At 60.6% G+C, this 15369-nt stretch carries 16 protein-coding genes; 10 read left to right on the top strand and 6 right to left on the bottom strand.

Translation table 11 applies throughout. The features are described from left to right. Positions 1 to 27: 27 nt before the first annotated feature. Genes EOB59_RS14235 through EOB59_RS14225 form a run of 3 tightly spaced genes read right to left on the bottom strand, consistent with a single transcriptional unit; the run spans position 28 to position 2791 of the window. Complete coding sequence (locus tag EOB59_RS14235) at positions 28 to 792, bottom strand: ATP-binding cassette domain-containing protein (protein ID WP_127396575.1); 765 nt, start codon at positions 790 to 792, stop codon at positions 28 to 30. Then, positions 789 to 1790, bottom strand: coding sequence for an ABC transporter permease (locus EOB59_RS14230; protein WP_128288610.1), 1002 nt, complete (start codon positions 1788 to 1790; stop codon positions 789 to 791). The genes EOB59_RS14235 and EOB59_RS14230 overlap by 4 nt, the downstream gene beginning before the upstream one ends. Beyond that, positions 1787 to 2791, bottom strand: a complete 1005-nt coding sequence (locus tag EOB59_RS14225) for a substrate-binding domain-containing protein (protein ID WP_127381869.1) — start codon at positions 2789 to 2791, stop codon at positions 1787 to 1789. Before EOB59_RS14225 ends, EOB59_RS14230 begins: the two co-directional genes overlap by 4 nt. A 413-nt stretch (positions 2792 to 3204) precedes the next feature. Here EOB59_RS14225 and EOB59_RS14220 point away from each other — a divergent pair, with 413 nt between their 5' ends. Further along, entirely contained in the window at positions 3205 to 3438 is a 234-nt protein-coding gene (locus EOB59_RS14220; RefSeq protein ID WP_127395712.1) for a hypothetical protein, read from the top strand. 119 nt (positions 3439 to 3557) lie between these two features. Beyond that, entirely contained in the window at positions 3558 to 3755 is a 198-nt protein-coding gene (locus tag EOB59_RS14215; RefSeq protein ID WP_127270219.1) for a hypothetical protein, read from the top strand. Between the two features lie 110 nt (positions 3756 to 3865). Here EOB59_RS14215 and EOB59_RS14210 read toward each other — a convergent pair whose 3' ends face one another. Then, positions 3866 to 4822: a hybrid-cluster NAD(P)-dependent oxidoreductase gene (locus EOB59_RS14210; protein WP_206622047.1), complete on the bottom strand. Its 957-nt coding sequence runs from the start codon at positions 4820 to 4822 to the stop codon at positions 3866 to 3868. A gap of 212 nt (positions 4823 to 5034) precedes the next feature. Continuing rightward, positions 5035 to 5892, bottom strand: coding sequence for a LysR family transcriptional regulator (locus EOB59_RS14205; protein ID WP_023809366.1), 858 nt, complete (start codon positions 5890 to 5892; stop codon positions 5035 to 5037). A 134-nt stretch (positions 5893 to 6026) separates the two neighbouring features. On the opposite strand from EOB59_RS14205, the gene EOB59_RS14200 reads away from it, so the two are divergent. The 6 genes from EOB59_RS14200 (at position 6027) to EOB59_RS14175 (ending at position 12840) form a co-directional block, all read left to right on the top strand. After that, positions 6027 to 7109 (top strand): amidohydrolase family protein, encoded by a 1083-nt coding sequence (locus tag EOB59_RS14200; RefSeq protein WP_127381872.1) that lies wholly within the window; start codon positions 6027 to 6029, stop codon positions 7107 to 7109. Positions 7110 to 7120: 11 nt separating this feature from the next. Then, a complete protein-coding gene (locus tag EOB59_RS14195; protein ID WP_023809364.1) occupies positions 7121 to 7474 on the top strand; it encodes a Rieske (2Fe-2S) protein in 354 nt (117 codons plus the stop codon). Between the two features lie 121 nt (positions 7475 to 7595). Next, complete coding sequence (locus EOB59_RS14190; protein WP_127809716.1) at positions 7596 to 9203, top strand: ABC transporter substrate-binding protein; 1608 nt, start codon at positions 7596 to 7598, stop codon at positions 9201 to 9203. 88 nt (positions 9204 to 9291) lie between these two features. Beyond that, positions 9292 to 10338: an ABC transporter permease gene (locus tag EOB59_RS14185; RefSeq protein ID WP_128288609.1), complete on the top strand. Its 1047-nt coding sequence runs from the start codon at positions 9292 to 9294 to the stop codon at positions 10336 to 10338. Continuing rightward, on the top strand, positions 10335 to 11219 hold the full coding sequence (locus tag EOB59_RS14180) for an ABC transporter permease (protein WP_127326516.1): 885 nt from the start codon (positions 10335 to 10337) through the stop codon (positions 11217 to 11219). Before EOB59_RS14185 ends, EOB59_RS14180 begins: the two co-directional genes overlap by 4 nt. Further along, positions 11209 to 12840: an ABC transporter ATP-binding protein gene (locus tag EOB59_RS14175; protein ID WP_128288608.1), complete on the top strand. Its 1632-nt coding sequence runs from the start codon at positions 11209 to 11211 to the stop codon at positions 12838 to 12840. The genes EOB59_RS14180 and EOB59_RS14175 overlap by 11 nt, the downstream gene beginning before the upstream one ends. 55 nt (positions 12841 to 12895) lie before the next feature. Here the strand turns inward: EOB59_RS14175 and EOB59_RS14170 are convergent, their stop codons facing one another. Next, complete coding sequence (locus EOB59_RS14170) at positions 12896 to 13459, bottom strand: TetR/AcrR family transcriptional regulator (RefSeq protein ID WP_128288607.1); 564 nt, start codon at positions 13457 to 13459, stop codon at positions 12896 to 12898. Between the two features lie 103 nt (positions 13460 to 13562). Between EOB59_RS14170 and EOB59_RS14165 the strand changes: the two genes are divergently transcribed. Together EOB59_RS14165 and EOB59_RS14160 are read left to right on the top strand one after the other, a co-directional pair. Beyond that, positions 13563 to 14378: an oxidoreductase gene (locus EOB59_RS14165; protein WP_128288606.1), complete on the top strand. Its 816-nt coding sequence runs from the start codon at positions 13563 to 13565 to the stop codon at positions 14376 to 14378. Between the two features lie 85 nt (positions 14379 to 14463). Beyond that, positions 14464 to 15330, top strand: a complete 867-nt coding sequence (locus EOB59_RS14160; protein ID WP_128288605.1) for an alpha/beta hydrolase — start codon at positions 14464 to 14466, stop codon at positions 15328 to 15330. The last annotated feature ends 39 nt before the right edge of the window (positions 15331 to 15369 follow it).

Below are 15369 nucleotides of genomic sequence, written 5' to 3'. Positions count from 1 at the left end.
TTTGATTTCAAGTCTGATGCTGCAGGACTATGCCGCGCCGGTTACCAGCGCGACGAGCTCGTTTCCGGACGTTTCGGAAGCGCGCACGGTCGCCGCCATCTTTCCCGCCCGCATCACCCAGATCTGGTCGGACAGGCGGCGGACCTGATCGAAATTGTGGCTGACCAGGATGACTGAGACCGACTGCTCGCGCAGACGCCGGATCAGAGCCTCGACATTGGCGGTCTCCTGCACGCCGAGTGCTGCCGTCGGTTCGTCCATCACCACCAGCTTGGCGCCGGAGCCGACAGCGCGGCAGATCGAGATCGCCTGCCGCTGGCCGCCCGACAAGCGCCGCACACGCTGGTTGATCGACGGCACGTTGATCGACAGCCGCGACAGCATGGAACGGGCCTCGCGCTTCATCGCCTTGCGATCGAGGAAAGCGAACGGCCCGATGCGGCGCACGATCTCGCGGTTGAGGAACAGGTTCTGCGCGACCGTCAATTCGTCGATCAGCGCCAGGTTCTGGTGCACGGTCTCGATGCCGGCCTTGCGTGCCTCGTCGGGGTTGGCGAAGGGCCGCGCCCGGCCGTCGAAGAACAAATTGCCGGTGTCCGGCTGATGCACGCCGACCAGGCTGCGGATCAGCGTCGACTTGCCGGCGCCATTGTCGCCGATGACGGCGGTGACCTCGCCGCGACGGGCCTGGAAGGCGACGTCGGTGAAGGCGCGGATGCCGCCGAAATGCTTGCTCAGCCCTTCGCAGGCGATGATCGCCTCAGCGGCGGGGATGTGATGGGGCGCGCTCATTTCTGATACCGCATGATCAGGGCCGCCAGCACCACGATGGCGCCCACGGCAAGCGGTTGGTAGCAGGCCGAGACGTTGAGCAAGGTCAGGCCGTTGACGAGTGCTGTGAGCATCAGCGCGCCGATCGCCGGTCCCAGAATGCTGGCGCGGCCGCCGAACAGGCTGACGCCGCCCAGCACCACCGCCGCCACCGAGTTCAAGAGCAGGCTGGTGTTGATCTGCGGTTCGGCCGAGCCGATGCGGGCGACCAGAAGAATGGCCGCGATGCCGGCGCAGAAGCCCGAGATTGTATAGGCGGCGATCTTGACCCGGTTGGTGCGGATGCCCAGCGCGCCGGCACTTTCGGTCTGGCCGCCGGTCGCCAGCAGATGCACGCCGAAGCGTGTGTGGTAGAGTGCGATATGCGCGACGATGACGGCTGCGATTGCTACCCAGACCGGATAACCGAACGGTCCGAGCGAGCCGGAAGCGAGCCTGAGCAGGAAGGTCGAGCCGACCATGGTCGGTTCGCCGCCCGACAGGATGAGGCCAAGGCCGGTGATGCCTGACAGCGTGCCGAGCGTCACCACGAAGTCGGGGATCTTGCCTGCGGTGATGATCAGCCCGTTGAGGAAACCGACGGCGCTGGTGGCGAGAACCGCGAGCCCGCAGGCGACGAAGATGCCGTAGCCGGCGGCGTTGACGAGGCCGAGGATGATGGCGCCGAGCATGACGGCTGCCGCCAGCGACAGGTCGATGCCCGAGGTGGCGATGACGAAGGTCTGGCCGATCGACAGCACCACCAGGATCGCCGCCGCCAACAGCAGCGCCTGCAGATTGGCGACGCTGAGAAAGACCGGCTGGGCGATGCCGAAGACGATGACGAGGCCGACCAGGCCGACGACGGATGCCCAGTCGGCCCAGAAGGACGGATCGAGGAGGAGAGCCGCCAGGGAGGGACGGCTCTCCTCAGCACCCGCCGAATGGGCGGCGGGTGCGTTGTCTGCTGGTGTGCTCACTTCAGCATCTCGCGGAAGGGATCGGGATAGTCGCCGCCGGGCCGCGGGAAGTTCTTCAGCGAGGCTTCGGCATTGTCCTTGTTGATCAACAGCACCGGCGCCGGCACGTTGGCCGGCAGTTCCTTGCCCTTGGCGGCCACTGCACAGGCCTCGAGGCCCATGGCGCCGACAACATAGGGATATTGGGCGACGGTGGCGGTGAGTTCGCCTGCCGCAATCGACTTGAGCGCGTCGACGATGCCGTCGAGGCCGATCACCTTGACGTCCTTGCCCGAGGTCCGCACGGCGCGCTCGACGCCGAGCGCCATGATGTCGTTGGCGGCGAAGAAGCCGGCGAGATCCGGGTGCGCGGCGAGAATATCGGTGGCGGCGGTCAGCGCCTTTTCGCGATCCCAGTCGGCGCTGACCATCACCACGATGTCGAGTTTGCCTTCCACCGCCTGCTTGAAGCCCTTGATGCGGGCGTTGGAGCCGACATCGCCGATGATGCCGGCGACCAGCGCGACCTTGGAGCCCTTCGGCACCAGCTTCAGCATCTCTTCGCCGGCCAGCGCGCCGGCGGCGACATTGTCGGTGCCGATATAGGTCGAGACGGCAAAGCCGGCGGCCTTGGCCTGTTCGGGGTCTATGGTCGAGTCGATGTTGACGATCGGCTTCTTCTTCTGGGCGACCGGCACCAGCGCCTGGACGAGATTGGAGACGCTGATCGGGTTGACCAGGTAGCAATCGAAATCCTGCATGGCCATGGCGGTCAGGCGGTCGGCCTGGCCGGTGGCGTCACCCATATTGGCGGCGGCCTGGACGCTGACATTCACGCCGTTTGCCTTGGCCTGTTCCTCGATGCCCTTCTGCATGGTCTGGAAGAACGGATTGTCGAGGCCTTTGACGATGGCCGCGACTTTCGCCGTATCCTCGGCATGGGCGGGCGCTGCGACGATGGCTGCAAGCATGCCTGCGCCAAGCAGGTTCGTGCCAAGCTTCAGGCAATTGAACATACGCATGGTTTTTCCTCCTCCTGATTGTTTTATGGGCTGCATCAATGTCGCTGTCCGGTGACTGCAATGTTAGACGGCGCGCAAGCGACCCCGGCGCCTGGCGCGATGGTCCCGCCAACAGATTGCTGCCCGCTTTGGAATGTGCGGACTGCAGCCGAGGTTTGGGCACTTTTCGATGTCAGGCATTGCTCCTCCCAGAGCGCCGGCCGATGCCAATCCGGCGTTTGCGCATGTTTTATAAAAAATTGACACGCGTCAAGATTTAAAAGTGGTGCGTACCGATTTTGACGATGCACCCTGGGGGCATGACTGTCCTACCGGCATGCGCTACAACCAAGGCGCGAAAAAATGTGCCGGCCTAGGGAACCACTTGGGGATAGCGGCGTTAGTCGCTACTTTTGCGCAAGAGGAGGTTTCGGGTGGGGCGTTTCGAGAACCTGGAAGAACCAACGGGTACATTTCCGATTTTCGACGCAATCACGGAATTGCCGGCAAGGGTCGAAGGGGGCGTATGCACCGGGCTTTATCGGCAGGAAGTGCCGCAGGAGCTGCTTGCAGCGGTTGAAACGGTCCAACCCGGCCATTTTTCGCTGCTGCCTTCATTGGCGGCTTTGAACGACTGCCAGGTCGATAAAGACGATCTGCTGGCGTGAGCAAAGCCGCCCGCGATCGCATCAAAAAACATACCGTATGGGAAAATCACGCACGTTGTCGAAAGCGGCGGTGAGGCATGGAAAGCAAGGAGAGGTTGCAGTGCGTCGGGAGGTGAAGCATGTCTGATCAGGACGAGCTGATCCGGGCTGCCATCGGACGGCTGCTCGCCGAGAAGACAGGCGCCGCCGTCATATCGATGAGAGAGAGCATTACCGAGCTTCTGGCGCTGACCGGTGCCGCGCTGGACGACAGACTGCAGGACCTGCTGCTGGAAATGGCCGAAGTCCGTGGCATGATGGTTGCTCTCGACTTCTGAGCAATATCGGCTGAGGTCGATGCGCATCAGTCCGCTACGCCCGCAACGCCTTCACCGGCAGTTCAACACACTTACTGCGCCGGCTTCAATGCTGAACCAAGCACCCGGGGTTAAAGATCGAGCGAAACCGCGCCCTTAGGGTGGCTGCAGCATGCCAGGACATAGCCGGCCGACTTCTCTTCAGGGGCCAGCCCGCCGAGATCCTCCATGGCGACTTCGCCGGACAGCTTGGCGATGCGGCATGTGCCGCAAACTCCCTGCTGGCAGGCGGTTGGGACGTAGACGCCACATTGGCGCGCCGCCTCCAGCAGCGTCTCTCCGGGCAAGCAGTTATGCACGATCCCGGAGCGGACGAAACGGACCGAAGATGGTATTGTCGGGGCCGGTTCCAACTGGGGGCTGCTGCCGCCGCCGAAGCTCTCCTGGTGGTACCGTGACGGAGCCACGCCAATCGCATCCAGGCAGGCACGTGCGGCTTTCATGTACGCTTCAGGGCCACAGGCAAAAATAGTGCGGTTGTGGAGATCGGGAACGAGGGTCAGCAGCATCTGACTGTCTATTCTGCCAGTCGGCCCCCTCCAGGTGGGATCTTCCTGGCTACAAACGCACGTTACTTTTACGTTGGGAAAGCGAGAGGCAAGTGCGTCCAATTCCCGTCGAAAGACTATATCACCAGGCGTTCTGGCACTATGAACGAATGAGATATCCTGGTCGGCCGCGCGGTCGGTAAGCGCACGCAGCATGGACATCACCGGCGTTATCCCGCTGCCGCCCGAAAGGAAGAGCGGCTTTTCATAGGGTAGGTCATCGAGATTGAATGAGCCGAGCGGCCCTTCGATCTCGATCTCGTCGCCCGCCCCCAAATTGTCGTGGAGCCAATTCGAAACCAGGCCGCCCGGTGTTCGCTTCACCGTGATCTGCAGGTCGAGCGGTCGCGTCGGTGGTGACGAAACAGAGTAGGAGCGCGTCACCGCGGCACCCTCGATCTTGAGGTGCACGAGTACATACTGGCCCGCGCTGAAGCAGAACATCCGATCCGTCGGGGATGTGAAAACGAAAGTTTTCACATCGGGCGTTTCCTCGATTACACGACGGCAGAGTACAAGCTGCGATGTGGTTTGTGCCCATTGCCGATGATGCCTCATCGGCAGGAGGTCGGGGGCCCCCAAGGAAACGTGTGCGTTCATCATTCATCTCGGTTCGAAGTCGAACCCAAGATGCCAGTTCCAGGCCCCCCGCAACAGAAGCATCCCTCCCGAGTTATGATCGATTATTTCGATTACATATCCAGTGACATCACGGCAACGTGAAGGGCGCGGATTCCCTTGCGGATGATCGGTTCGTGTTTGCGGCGCGCCAGGATGGCCGTATGGACCGGCTGATGCAGCGTCGGAGCGCCTTCGACGATGAACGATGGGCGTTCGAGGGCGAACCTGCGCGCATCGTCACTTCTCATATAGCAGGTGCCGCCCGTGCGCCGTAGCATCATCTCCGCCAAGGTTTCCGATCCCATGGAAAGGCGACAGATCGCCAACTCGCCGAGCAATTCGGCATGGGCCTTCTCCAGCAGGACCGTATAGCCCGGACGAATGTAGGTTTCGGGATCGACCTCGGAGAGGGTTCTGGCCACCGTGGAAACCATCACATATTCCTCAACCATCAAATGCTCATAGGAGATTTCGGGTAGGTATCGCGGGGCATAAAGCACTGCGATATCGAGATTTCCCATGCTCAGGTCGCTGACCATCTGGTTTGAATAATCCGACTCGACATGGATCGACGATTTGGGAAGAGCCTGACACAGCGTCTCCACCCAACCCGGCAAAACCGAGCGGGTCATCCCGACCTGCGCGGCGACGCGCAAGGTGCCTTCGAAACGATTGAACGCCCGGACATCGTGGCGAGCCTGCGACCATGTGGACAGCAAGGATCTTGCATAAGCTTCGAACCGGCGCCCTGCGGCGGTCGGCTCCGCCCCGGCGCGTCCGCGCTGGAACAGTTCGGACCCGATTGCGCTCTCGAGGTTCTTGATGCGGGTGCTGATCGTCGACTGGGTCAATCCTAGCCGATCCGCGGTGCGATTGAAGTTTCTCGATTCGATGATGTCGAGAAAGGTCTCGATGTGATCAAGTTGCATGAAATCTCCAATCGAAAAACTCGATCATATTCCACGTATCATAAGCTTGATCAAACAATACTCAAGGCGGAAGCTGCAGCAGATCAACGGCCGGCAGCGCCGCCGGGACGAGATACGGATACGGAGCGGAAGAAGTGTTCATAGTCGACTGCGACTGTCATAATTACTGGTCAAGCGCCACCGTGTTGGAGCCCTATCTCTCCGGCTTGTGGAAAGACATGTTCATCGAGGGCGAGAAAACAGGTCCCGTTGGCGCCTTTCCGCATGGCCATCGGCCCTGGTTCCACCCGCAGGACTTCTCCCGCAAGGACATCCGTCCGAAAACGGAAGCCGACAACTATCTCATCATGAAAGAGAAGCACCTCGACAAATACAAAGTCGACGTGGCGATCCTGACCGGCGATGAGCCTATCGAGGCGTCGACCCTGGCTAACCCTTACTATGCCAGCGCTCTGGTCAGCGCGTACAACGATTATCAGATCGATCAGTGGTTGCCGAAAGACGATCGTTTCATGGGCTCGATCATCATCGCGCCACAGGATCCGAAGCTCGCTGCCGCCGAGATTCGCCGTCTTGGCAGTCATCCGCGCATGGTCCAGGTTCTCGCCTCCCAGGGGTCCGTCAAGCCGTATGGCGACCCGTTTTACCACCCGATCTACGAAGCCTGCGCGGAAGTGGGGTTGCCATTCGCCATTCATCTGGGCGGGCATGGCGGCGTGAATTCAACTGCCATTGCTCCCGCCCCGACAACATTCTTCTGGGAAACGCATGCCATTCTGCACATGTCGGCGATGTCGCACGTGGCAAGCATGATCGCCCATGGCGTCTTCGAGAAATGGCCGGACCTCTACTTCGTGATCATCGAATGCGGCGTCGCCTGGGTTCCGTCGGTCCTTTGGCGCCTGGACGCCGACTACAAAGCGCTGCGCAAGGAGACGCCATGGCTGAAGATGCTGCCGTCTGAATATTGCCGGCGCAACATCCGCTTTTCCACGCAGCCGCTGGAGCAGCCTGCAAACATCCAACATCTCTGGTCCACGCTCGAAGCGATGGACGGAGAAAACACGCTGATGTTTGCATCGGACTATCCGCACTGGGATTACGACGATGCCAACACGCTGCAAATCCCTCCTGCCTGGAGGAGCAAGATCATGGGACTGAACGCGCTGGAAGTCTACAAACGCATCCCCCGCGCGCAAGCCGCGAATGCCGCCTGAGGAAGCATACGATGCCCGAGAAGACATATATCTGCCGCGTCGACGAGATCGAAACAGGGTCTCCGTTCATCGCCAAGATCCGCAGCCTTTCGGTCGGGATTTTCCGCATCGGAGATTCATTCCACGCGCTGCTGAATGTCTGTCCGCACCGTGGCGCTCCGCTTTGCGAGGGGCCGCAATGCGGCACAACCGCGCCCGTTGAACAGGCGCAATTCATCTATCATCGCGAAAACGAGATCGTTCGATGCGCCTGGCACGGCTGGGAGTTCGACATCAAGTCAGGCGCGGCCTTGGTCGATCCGTCCGTTCGCGCGCGCACATTTCCAGTCACCGTCGAAGCCGGTGGCATCTACGTGACGGCCTGATTGGCGCAAGCCGATTGGGATTGGAAAAATTCGAAGGAAAGGTGGCGGGAGCCGATAAGCAGATTTGTTCGCCGGTGCTTGACGAGAAATAACGCGGAGAACTCCGCAATGGGAGAGTCAAATGTCAGAATCTGAATACAAGCTTGGTATCGCGCAAAGCCTGATCGGAGGCGGCAAGGTTTCCCGTCGCGATTTCATTCATCTTGGGCTGGCCGCGGGCCTGACCGTTGCCGCCGCCGACCGGCTGTTCGTGAGCACGGCGCGGGCCGAACCGATGCAGGGCGGCTTCGCCAAGCTCGGCATGGCTCATGGCGCGACGACGGATTCGATCGATCCGGCCGGCTACCCCGACACGTTCACACAAACCGCATTTTCGGGCTCGCTGTCCAACAGCCTCACTGAGGTCGACGCCAAAGGCAATGTCCAACCGGACCTCGCCGAGAGCTTTGAAACTTCGGATGGGGCCAAAACCTGGGCCTTCAAGCTGCGCAAAGGCGCAACCTTTCACAACGGCAAGACCGTGACGGCGGATGACGTCGTGACCTCCTTGCAATATCACATGGGCAAGGACACCAAATCGGCGGCGAAATCGCTGTTGGACTCCGTCGCCGACATCAAGGCGGATGGCCCGGAAACGGTGGTTTTCACGCTCAAGAGCGGCAACGCCGATTTCCCTTACATTATGAGTGACTACCATCTGGTCATCATGCCGGCCAAGGATGGCAAGGCGGATTGGGCTTCAGGCGTTCGCACCGGTGCTTTCGTCGTCGAGAATTTCCAGCCCGGCGTTTCGGCCAAGCTCAAGCGCAATCCAAACTACTTCAAGAACGGCAAGCCCTATCTCGATGAGGTGGAGTTCATCGCCATCACGGATCTTGCCGCTCGCATGGCGGCGCTGTCGACGGGGGAGGTGGACTATATCGGCCGCGCCGACCTGAAGACCCTCGGCATGTTGAAACGCAATCCCAAGGTGGAGATCGTCGAAGTCACTGGTTATGGGCACTATACCTTGCCGATGAATGTCACGATGGCGCCATTTGATAATCCAGACGTGCGAATGGCATTGAAATGGGCGATCAATCGCCAAGAAATCGTCGACAAGATCTTTCTTGGCCACGCCACTGTGGCCAACGACAACCCGATCGCGCCGGCCATCAAATTCGCCAAGGATCCGCAACCGCAACACAGCTTCGATCCGGAAAAAGCCAAGCACTACCTGAAAAAGGCCGGAATGGAGAACCTGAAGGTGGACCTCTCGGTCGCCGATGCCGCTTTTGCCGGCGCCGTGGACGCGGCTTCGCTCATTCGCGAAACGGCAGCCCAATGCGGCATCGACGTCAATGTCGTGCGTGAGGCCGAGGACGCTTATTGGGACAATGTCTGGCTGAAGAAACCCTGGTGCGCTTCCTATTGGAGCGGTCGGGCGACGGCCGACTGGATGTTCACGCAAGCCTTCGCCGCCGACTCCAGTTGGAATGAATCCTTCTGGAAAAATCCCCATTTCAACGAACTACTTGTCCAGGCGCGCGCCGAGACGGACGAGGCCAAGCGAGCGGCGATGTATGCCGAGATGCAGCAGTTAACCCACGATGACGGCGGCAGCATCGTGCTGGTCTTCAACAATTTCGTCAGCGCCCAATCCAAAAAGCTCGCACACGGTGATGTGGCGCCCAACTGGGAGAACGATGGACTGAAAATGGCCGAACGCTGGTGGATCGCCACGGCATGAGATGGCGGGCCGGAGCCGCGATGGTTTTGAGGCTCCGGCCAGCTGGCTCCGAGTGCAGGGCTGCCGCCCAAAGGGAAACGCCACGCACATGAACCCCGTCGCAAGAACGGTCCTGCAGCGCCTTGGCCTCGGCCTGGTCACTTTGTTCATCGTGTCCATCATTATCTTCTCTGCGATCGCGATGCTTCCAGGCGACTTCGCCAAGGCCACGCTCGGGCAATCGGCGACGCCCGAAACGGTCGCCGCGTTCCAGCGGGAAATCGGCATCGATCGCCCGCCTGTCGAGCGCTACTTCGTTTGGGTCGCCCAGATGCTCCATGGCGATTTCGGCTCTTCGTTTGCGAGCCGCACCGGATATCGGCGTACCGTGGCCGAGATCATCGCACCACGCCTCTACAACACGATGTTCCTTGCAGCGGTGACTGCGCTGATAGCTGTTCCTCTGGCCTTGGGGCTTGGCATTCTGGCTGCGCTGTACCGCAACGGCTGGTTCGACCGGCTGGTGAATGTCGCGACACTGACAACCATTTCATTCCCGGAATTTTTCGTCGCCTATATGCTCGCCTACCTGGTGATCTCGCGCGACACGTTCATCGGATCCGATTTCGCTCAAACGCTGCCTCATTGGCTCACTGTCTTGCTGAACTGGATGCTCAATGCGGTTCCCAAATTTCCGACATTGTCGAATGTGAACGGTCAGACGCCATTTTGGGAGCATCTCTGGAAAGTCGCCCTGCCGGCAATCACGCTTACGCTCGTAATCGTGGCCCACATGATGCGCATGACCCGAGCGGCCATCATCAACATGCTGGCAAGCCCCTACATCGATATGGCGCGCCTCAAGGGAATGTCCCCGATGGTGATCGTGCTGAGGCATGCCCTGCCCAATGCCTGGGCTCCGATCGTCACTGTGGTGGCGTTCAACCTGGCGTATCTCATCGTCGGAGTGGTCGTGGTCGAGGTCGTTTTCGTCTACCCCGGCATCGGCCAGCTGATGGTTGACGCGGTGAAATCCAGGGATGTTCCGGTTGTCCAGGCCTGCGCCCTGATTTTCGCCGCGACTTACATCCTTCTCAACCTGCTAGCCGACATTATTTCCATCGCCACCAATCCCAGGCTCTTGCACCCGCGATGACCAGATCCGAATCTGTCGCGGCGGTTCAAAGGCTGAGGCGCTCGCGTGCCACCCGGGCGAAAACTGCGCTGAAGAAGGCACCGTTCAGCGCATGGTTCGGCATCGTCGTGATCCTCGGCTACGTCTTTGTTGCGGTCTTCGCGCACTGGATAGCCCCATATGGCGAGACGCAGGTTTTCAGCGAAGCCTTCGCGCCGTGGAGCCAGGAGTTCAAATTGGGAACCGATCAGCTCGGCCGCGACATGCTCACCCGCTTGATCTACGGTGCGCGCAACACCATCGCTATCGCGGTCGCGACCACGTTGCTGTCCTTCGCGGTCGGCGTCTCGCTCGGCCTTCTTGCCGCATTGTACAGGGGGTGGCTCGACCAGATCTTGTCGCGTGCGGTGGACGTGCTGATGTCAATCCCGAGTCTGATCTTCGCGCTGGTGCTGCTGACGATCTTCGGCTCGTCGATCACGAGCCTGATTGTCATCATTGCGCTTCTGGATTCCACCCGGGTCTTTCGGCTTTCTCGCGCCGTCGGGCTTAACGTGGCGGTGATGGAATATGTCGAGGTGGCACGATTACGCGGCGAGGGACCGAAATGGATCATCGCCAGGGAAATCCTTCCCAATGTCATGCCGCCACTGGTCGCCGAGTTCGGCTTGCGATTCTGCTTCGTGTTCCTGACAGTCGCGGCGCTGTCGTTTCTCGGCGTCGGTATTCAGCCGCCGACGGCCGATTGGGGATCAATGGTGCGCGAGAACGCGACCCTAATCACCTACGGCGATGTCACCCCGCTACTTCCGGCCGGCGCGATTGCTCTCCTTACCGTGTCCGTGAATTTCGTGGTGGACTGGTTCCTGCAAGCAACAAGCGGGTTGCGGGATGAAAAGTAGCGGCCCAGGCCCACGCGAAAAAGGAAAGGATCTGCTTCAAATCCGCAATCTGCATGTGGAGGGGTTCTCGGATGAGCGGTGGCATCCCATTGTCCACGGGGTCGATCTGACGCTGAAGCGGGGCCAGGTTCTTGGGCTGATCGGAGAGTCAGGCGCCGGCAAGTCCACCATTGGCCTTGCCGCAATGGGTTATGCCAAGCCGGGCTGCCGGATCATGCAAGGCTCGGTCCTGTTCGACGGGATTGATCTTCTGGCAGTCAATGAAAAAGGGCGCCGTCGCCTCAGGGGCTCCCGCATTGCCTATGTCGCGCAAAGCGCGGCTGCCTCTTTCAATCCGGCACATCGGCTCTTAGAACAAACCGTCGAAACCGCGGTGGCGCATGGAATTGCCGGCCGGGAAGAGGCGAACCGGAGCGCCGTCGATCTTTATCGACGCCTTCAGCTCCCAGAACCGGAAACCATAGGCTTTCGTTATCCTCATCAGGTCTCCGGCGGGCAGTTGCAACGGGCAATGACAGCGATGGCAATGGCTTGTCGTCCGGACCTCATAATATTCGACGAGCCAACAACGGCGCTCGACGTGACCACGCAGGTTGAAGTTCTAGCTTCCATTCGCAACATCGTGGAGGAATTCAGCACCGCTGCAATCTACGTGACGCATGACCTGGCGGTGGTGGCGCAAATGGCGGATCGTATCATGGTTCTGCGCCACGGACGTACCGTGGAGGAGGCTGATACACGCCAGATGCTGGCCTCGCCCAGCCAGGAATATACAAAAACGCTCTGGGCCGTACGCAAGCTCGCCAAGCCCGAAGTTCCAGCCGATGACTATCTGCTGACGATAGACAACGTTACCGCGGCCTATGCAGGAAAGGTCAAGGTGCTCCAGGATGTCTCCATCAAGGTTCCGCGCGGAAGAACCGTGGCTGTGGTCGGCGAATCCGGTTCGGGGAAATCGACGCTCGCTCGAGTCGTCACCGGCCTTTTGCCGCCAATTTCAGGTTCGATTTCTTTTGCCGGCCAGCTTCTTTCCACGGGCCTGAAGACGCGGCCGAAGGAGGTCCTGCGCCGCATCCAGATGATTTATCAAATGCCCGACAACGCCCTGAATCCGCGCCAAACGGTCGAAGAAGTCATAGCTCGGCCGCTCGAATTCTACCTCGGCCTTAAGGGCGCGCGGAGGGATCGCCGGATCGGCGAACTTATGCACATGGTCGAGATGAGCGAGGATTTTCTGGAACGCCTGCCTGGCGAGCTGTCGGGTGGCCAAAAACAGCGCGTCTGCATTGCCCGGGCGTTGGCTGCCGATCCGGAGCTTATCATCTGCGACGAGATCACGTCCGCGCTCGACCAGATCGTCCAAGAGGAAATTCTCAAGCTTCTCATACGTCTCCAACGTGAACTCGGAATGAGCTACATCTTCATTACCCATGACATTGCTACCGTGCGCGCGATAGCCGACGAAATCGTCGTCATGCACCGCGGCAAAGTCGTCGAGCAGGGATTGAAGAGCGAAGTTCTCACGCCACCGCACGCGGCCTATACCGAACGGCTTTTGTCCTCTGTTCCGGAAATGAATCCGGACTGGCTGACAAGGCTGCTGGCCAGCCGGAAGATCTGACGGATCGGCTATCGTCAGCGCCCGGCATGTTCCTCACTGTCAGCTTCCTGGAGCGCTAACGCTGCTCGATCAGCGTCTTCGCCGCATCTTTCCCCACCGAGAGGATGCGATCGGACAATTCCGTTCCGCCCACGGCGCGGGCCATTTGCAGCGTGCCGAGGAGCGTTGCGAAGACAGCCAGCGCCACGCCCTCCGGATCCTTGGCCTGCGGTAGCGCTTGCGCCAACTGGCGCACCAAAGCCAGCAGGTGGTTTGTATAGGCTTCACGCGTCTCAGGCGGCTGACGGGCGAGCTCCGGCAGCAGCGCGGCTGACGCGCAGCCCTTTCCGGGATTGTCCCGGTGCTCGGCCGACAGATACGTGCCGATGGCCATCTCCACGCCCGAAGCCAATGCTTCCGCCAGTTGCTGCGCCTGAAGCTCCATCGCCGCCGCCACGCTTTCGCGGACAAGCTGCGCCTTGGATTGAAAGTGCGGATAGAAGGCGCCGTTCGTCAGCCCGGCGTCGCTCATGATGGTCGCCAGTCCGGACGCGGCGATGCCGTCGCCGCGAAAGCGTTCCGCAGCGACCTCCAGGATCCGTCCGCGCGAGGCGTCCTTCCGGCCCTTTTCGTAGCGCATGGCTGCTATTCCTTTCTGCTATTGCATTATGAGTGTAATCTGATATTACGACTGTAATTCAACGGGCGCAAAAAAGCTAGCCCTCATGATTTTGGAGCACCAAATGAATGCGAATTCCGAAAAAACCGCTGTTGTGACGGGAGCCTCTTCGGGCATTGGCCGCGCCAGTGCCGAGGCTCTGGCAAAGGCGGGGTTCACAGTCTTCGGAACCAGCCGGCGCAAGGCCGACAACGGCCCGGACGGGGTGACCATGCTGGTTTGCGACGTGACCGACGGTGAGGCCGTTGCCGCACTCGTTTCGACGGTGCTGTCGCAGACCGGCCGGATCGACCTCTTGGTCAACAATGCCGGCGTCGGCCAGCTTGGAGGCGCCGAGGAATTCTCGATTGCACAGGTGCAGGCCTTGTTCGACGTCAATCTGTTCGGCGTCATCCGCATGACCAATGCGGTGCTGCCGTCGATGCGGCGGCGTGGCGAGGGGCGCATCGTCAATATCGGCTCTGTGCTGGGACTGGTGCCGGCGCCGTATTCAGCGCATTATTCGGCGGTCAAGCACGCGCTCGAGGGCTATTCGGAATCGCTCGACCACGAGGTTCGTGCCTTCAATATCCGCGTCTCGGTCATCGAGCCGGCATTCGTTCGCACTGTCTTCGACCAGAACGGGATCCAACCGGATTCGTCGTTGCAGGAATACGATCAGGCTCGAGCTACGCTGGAAGCGCTGCTTCGCGATGTGATGCCCGTAGCCGATCGGCCGGAGGTGGTGGCGCAGGTGGTCGTCAAAGCAGCGACCGATGCCCGTCCGCAACGGCGCTACACCGCCGGCAGGGCAGCGCACCAAGTCAGCCTGCTGCGTCGCTTTGCTCCCGCGGGGATATTCGACAAGAGCCTGCGCAAACAGTTCCGCCTGCCGGTTTGAACAACAGCGAGCAGAGGATTTTACGCACATGCGACTGGCAACGACAACACGATTGGCCAGCCCCCGCAAGGCGGAGGTGCCAAGCATGACACATGGGTTCAAGCGGTCGCCCCACTTACGGGCATCGTTCCAGGACACGCCAACGCACTCCGCCGATGTCGGCGGCACGGCATTCGTCTATCGGCAGCTCGGACCAAGGACGGGCGTGCCGGTAATCCTGCTGAACCATCTCGGCGCTCAACTGGACAATTTCGATCCACGCATCGTCGATGGCCTCGCCGCGACCCGGTGGGTGATTGCCTTCGACAACAGGGGCGTTGGTGCTTCAGGCGGCAAAACGCCGTCACGCATCGCCGAGATGGCACGGGATGCGGTCGCCTTTGTCCGGGCGCTGGGGTTCGATCAAGTCGATCTCTTCGGTTTCTCACTCGGCGGCTTCGTGGCGCAGGAGATCGTGCTGACCGAGCCCAGGCTTGTGCGCAAGCTCATCCTGGCCGGCACCGGGCCGGCCGGCGGCCAAGGCATCGACAAGATGACGCCACTGACGATCGTGGACATGATCAAGGGTGCGCTGACTTTTCGGGATCCGAAATACTATCTGTTTTTCACCAGAACGGTGAACGGGCGCCGCGCCGCGAAGGCGTTCCTGCAGCGGCTGACAGAGCGCAAGGCCGACCGCGACAGGCCGATATCGCTTAGCGCGTTCGGCGCGCAACTCCGGGCGGTGAAGGCTTATGGACTACAGGCGCCGCAAGATTTGAGCGCCATCCGCGTCCCTGCGCTGATCGCAAATGGCGATCACGACAGGATGGTGCCGAGCGTCAATACCCACGATCTCGCCCGCCGCATTCCGGGGGCGCAATTGGTGATCTATGCGGATGCCGGCCATGGCGGGGTGTTCCAGAACCACGCGAATTTCGTTCCGAAAGCATTGGCCTTTCTCGAGGCCTGACACCTCTCACCGGGCGGCTTTCGTCCCGAACATCAACAA

Source organism: Mesorhizobium sp. M7A.F.Ca.MR.176.00.0.0 (genome assembly GCF_004023165.1).
Classification (GTDB): Bacteria; Pseudomonadota; Alphaproteobacteria; order Rhizobiales; family Rhizobiaceae; genus Mesorhizobium.
The sequence above is the reverse complement of the archived record's forward strand: the minus strand, read 5'-3'. Positions and strand labels throughout refer to the sequence as shown.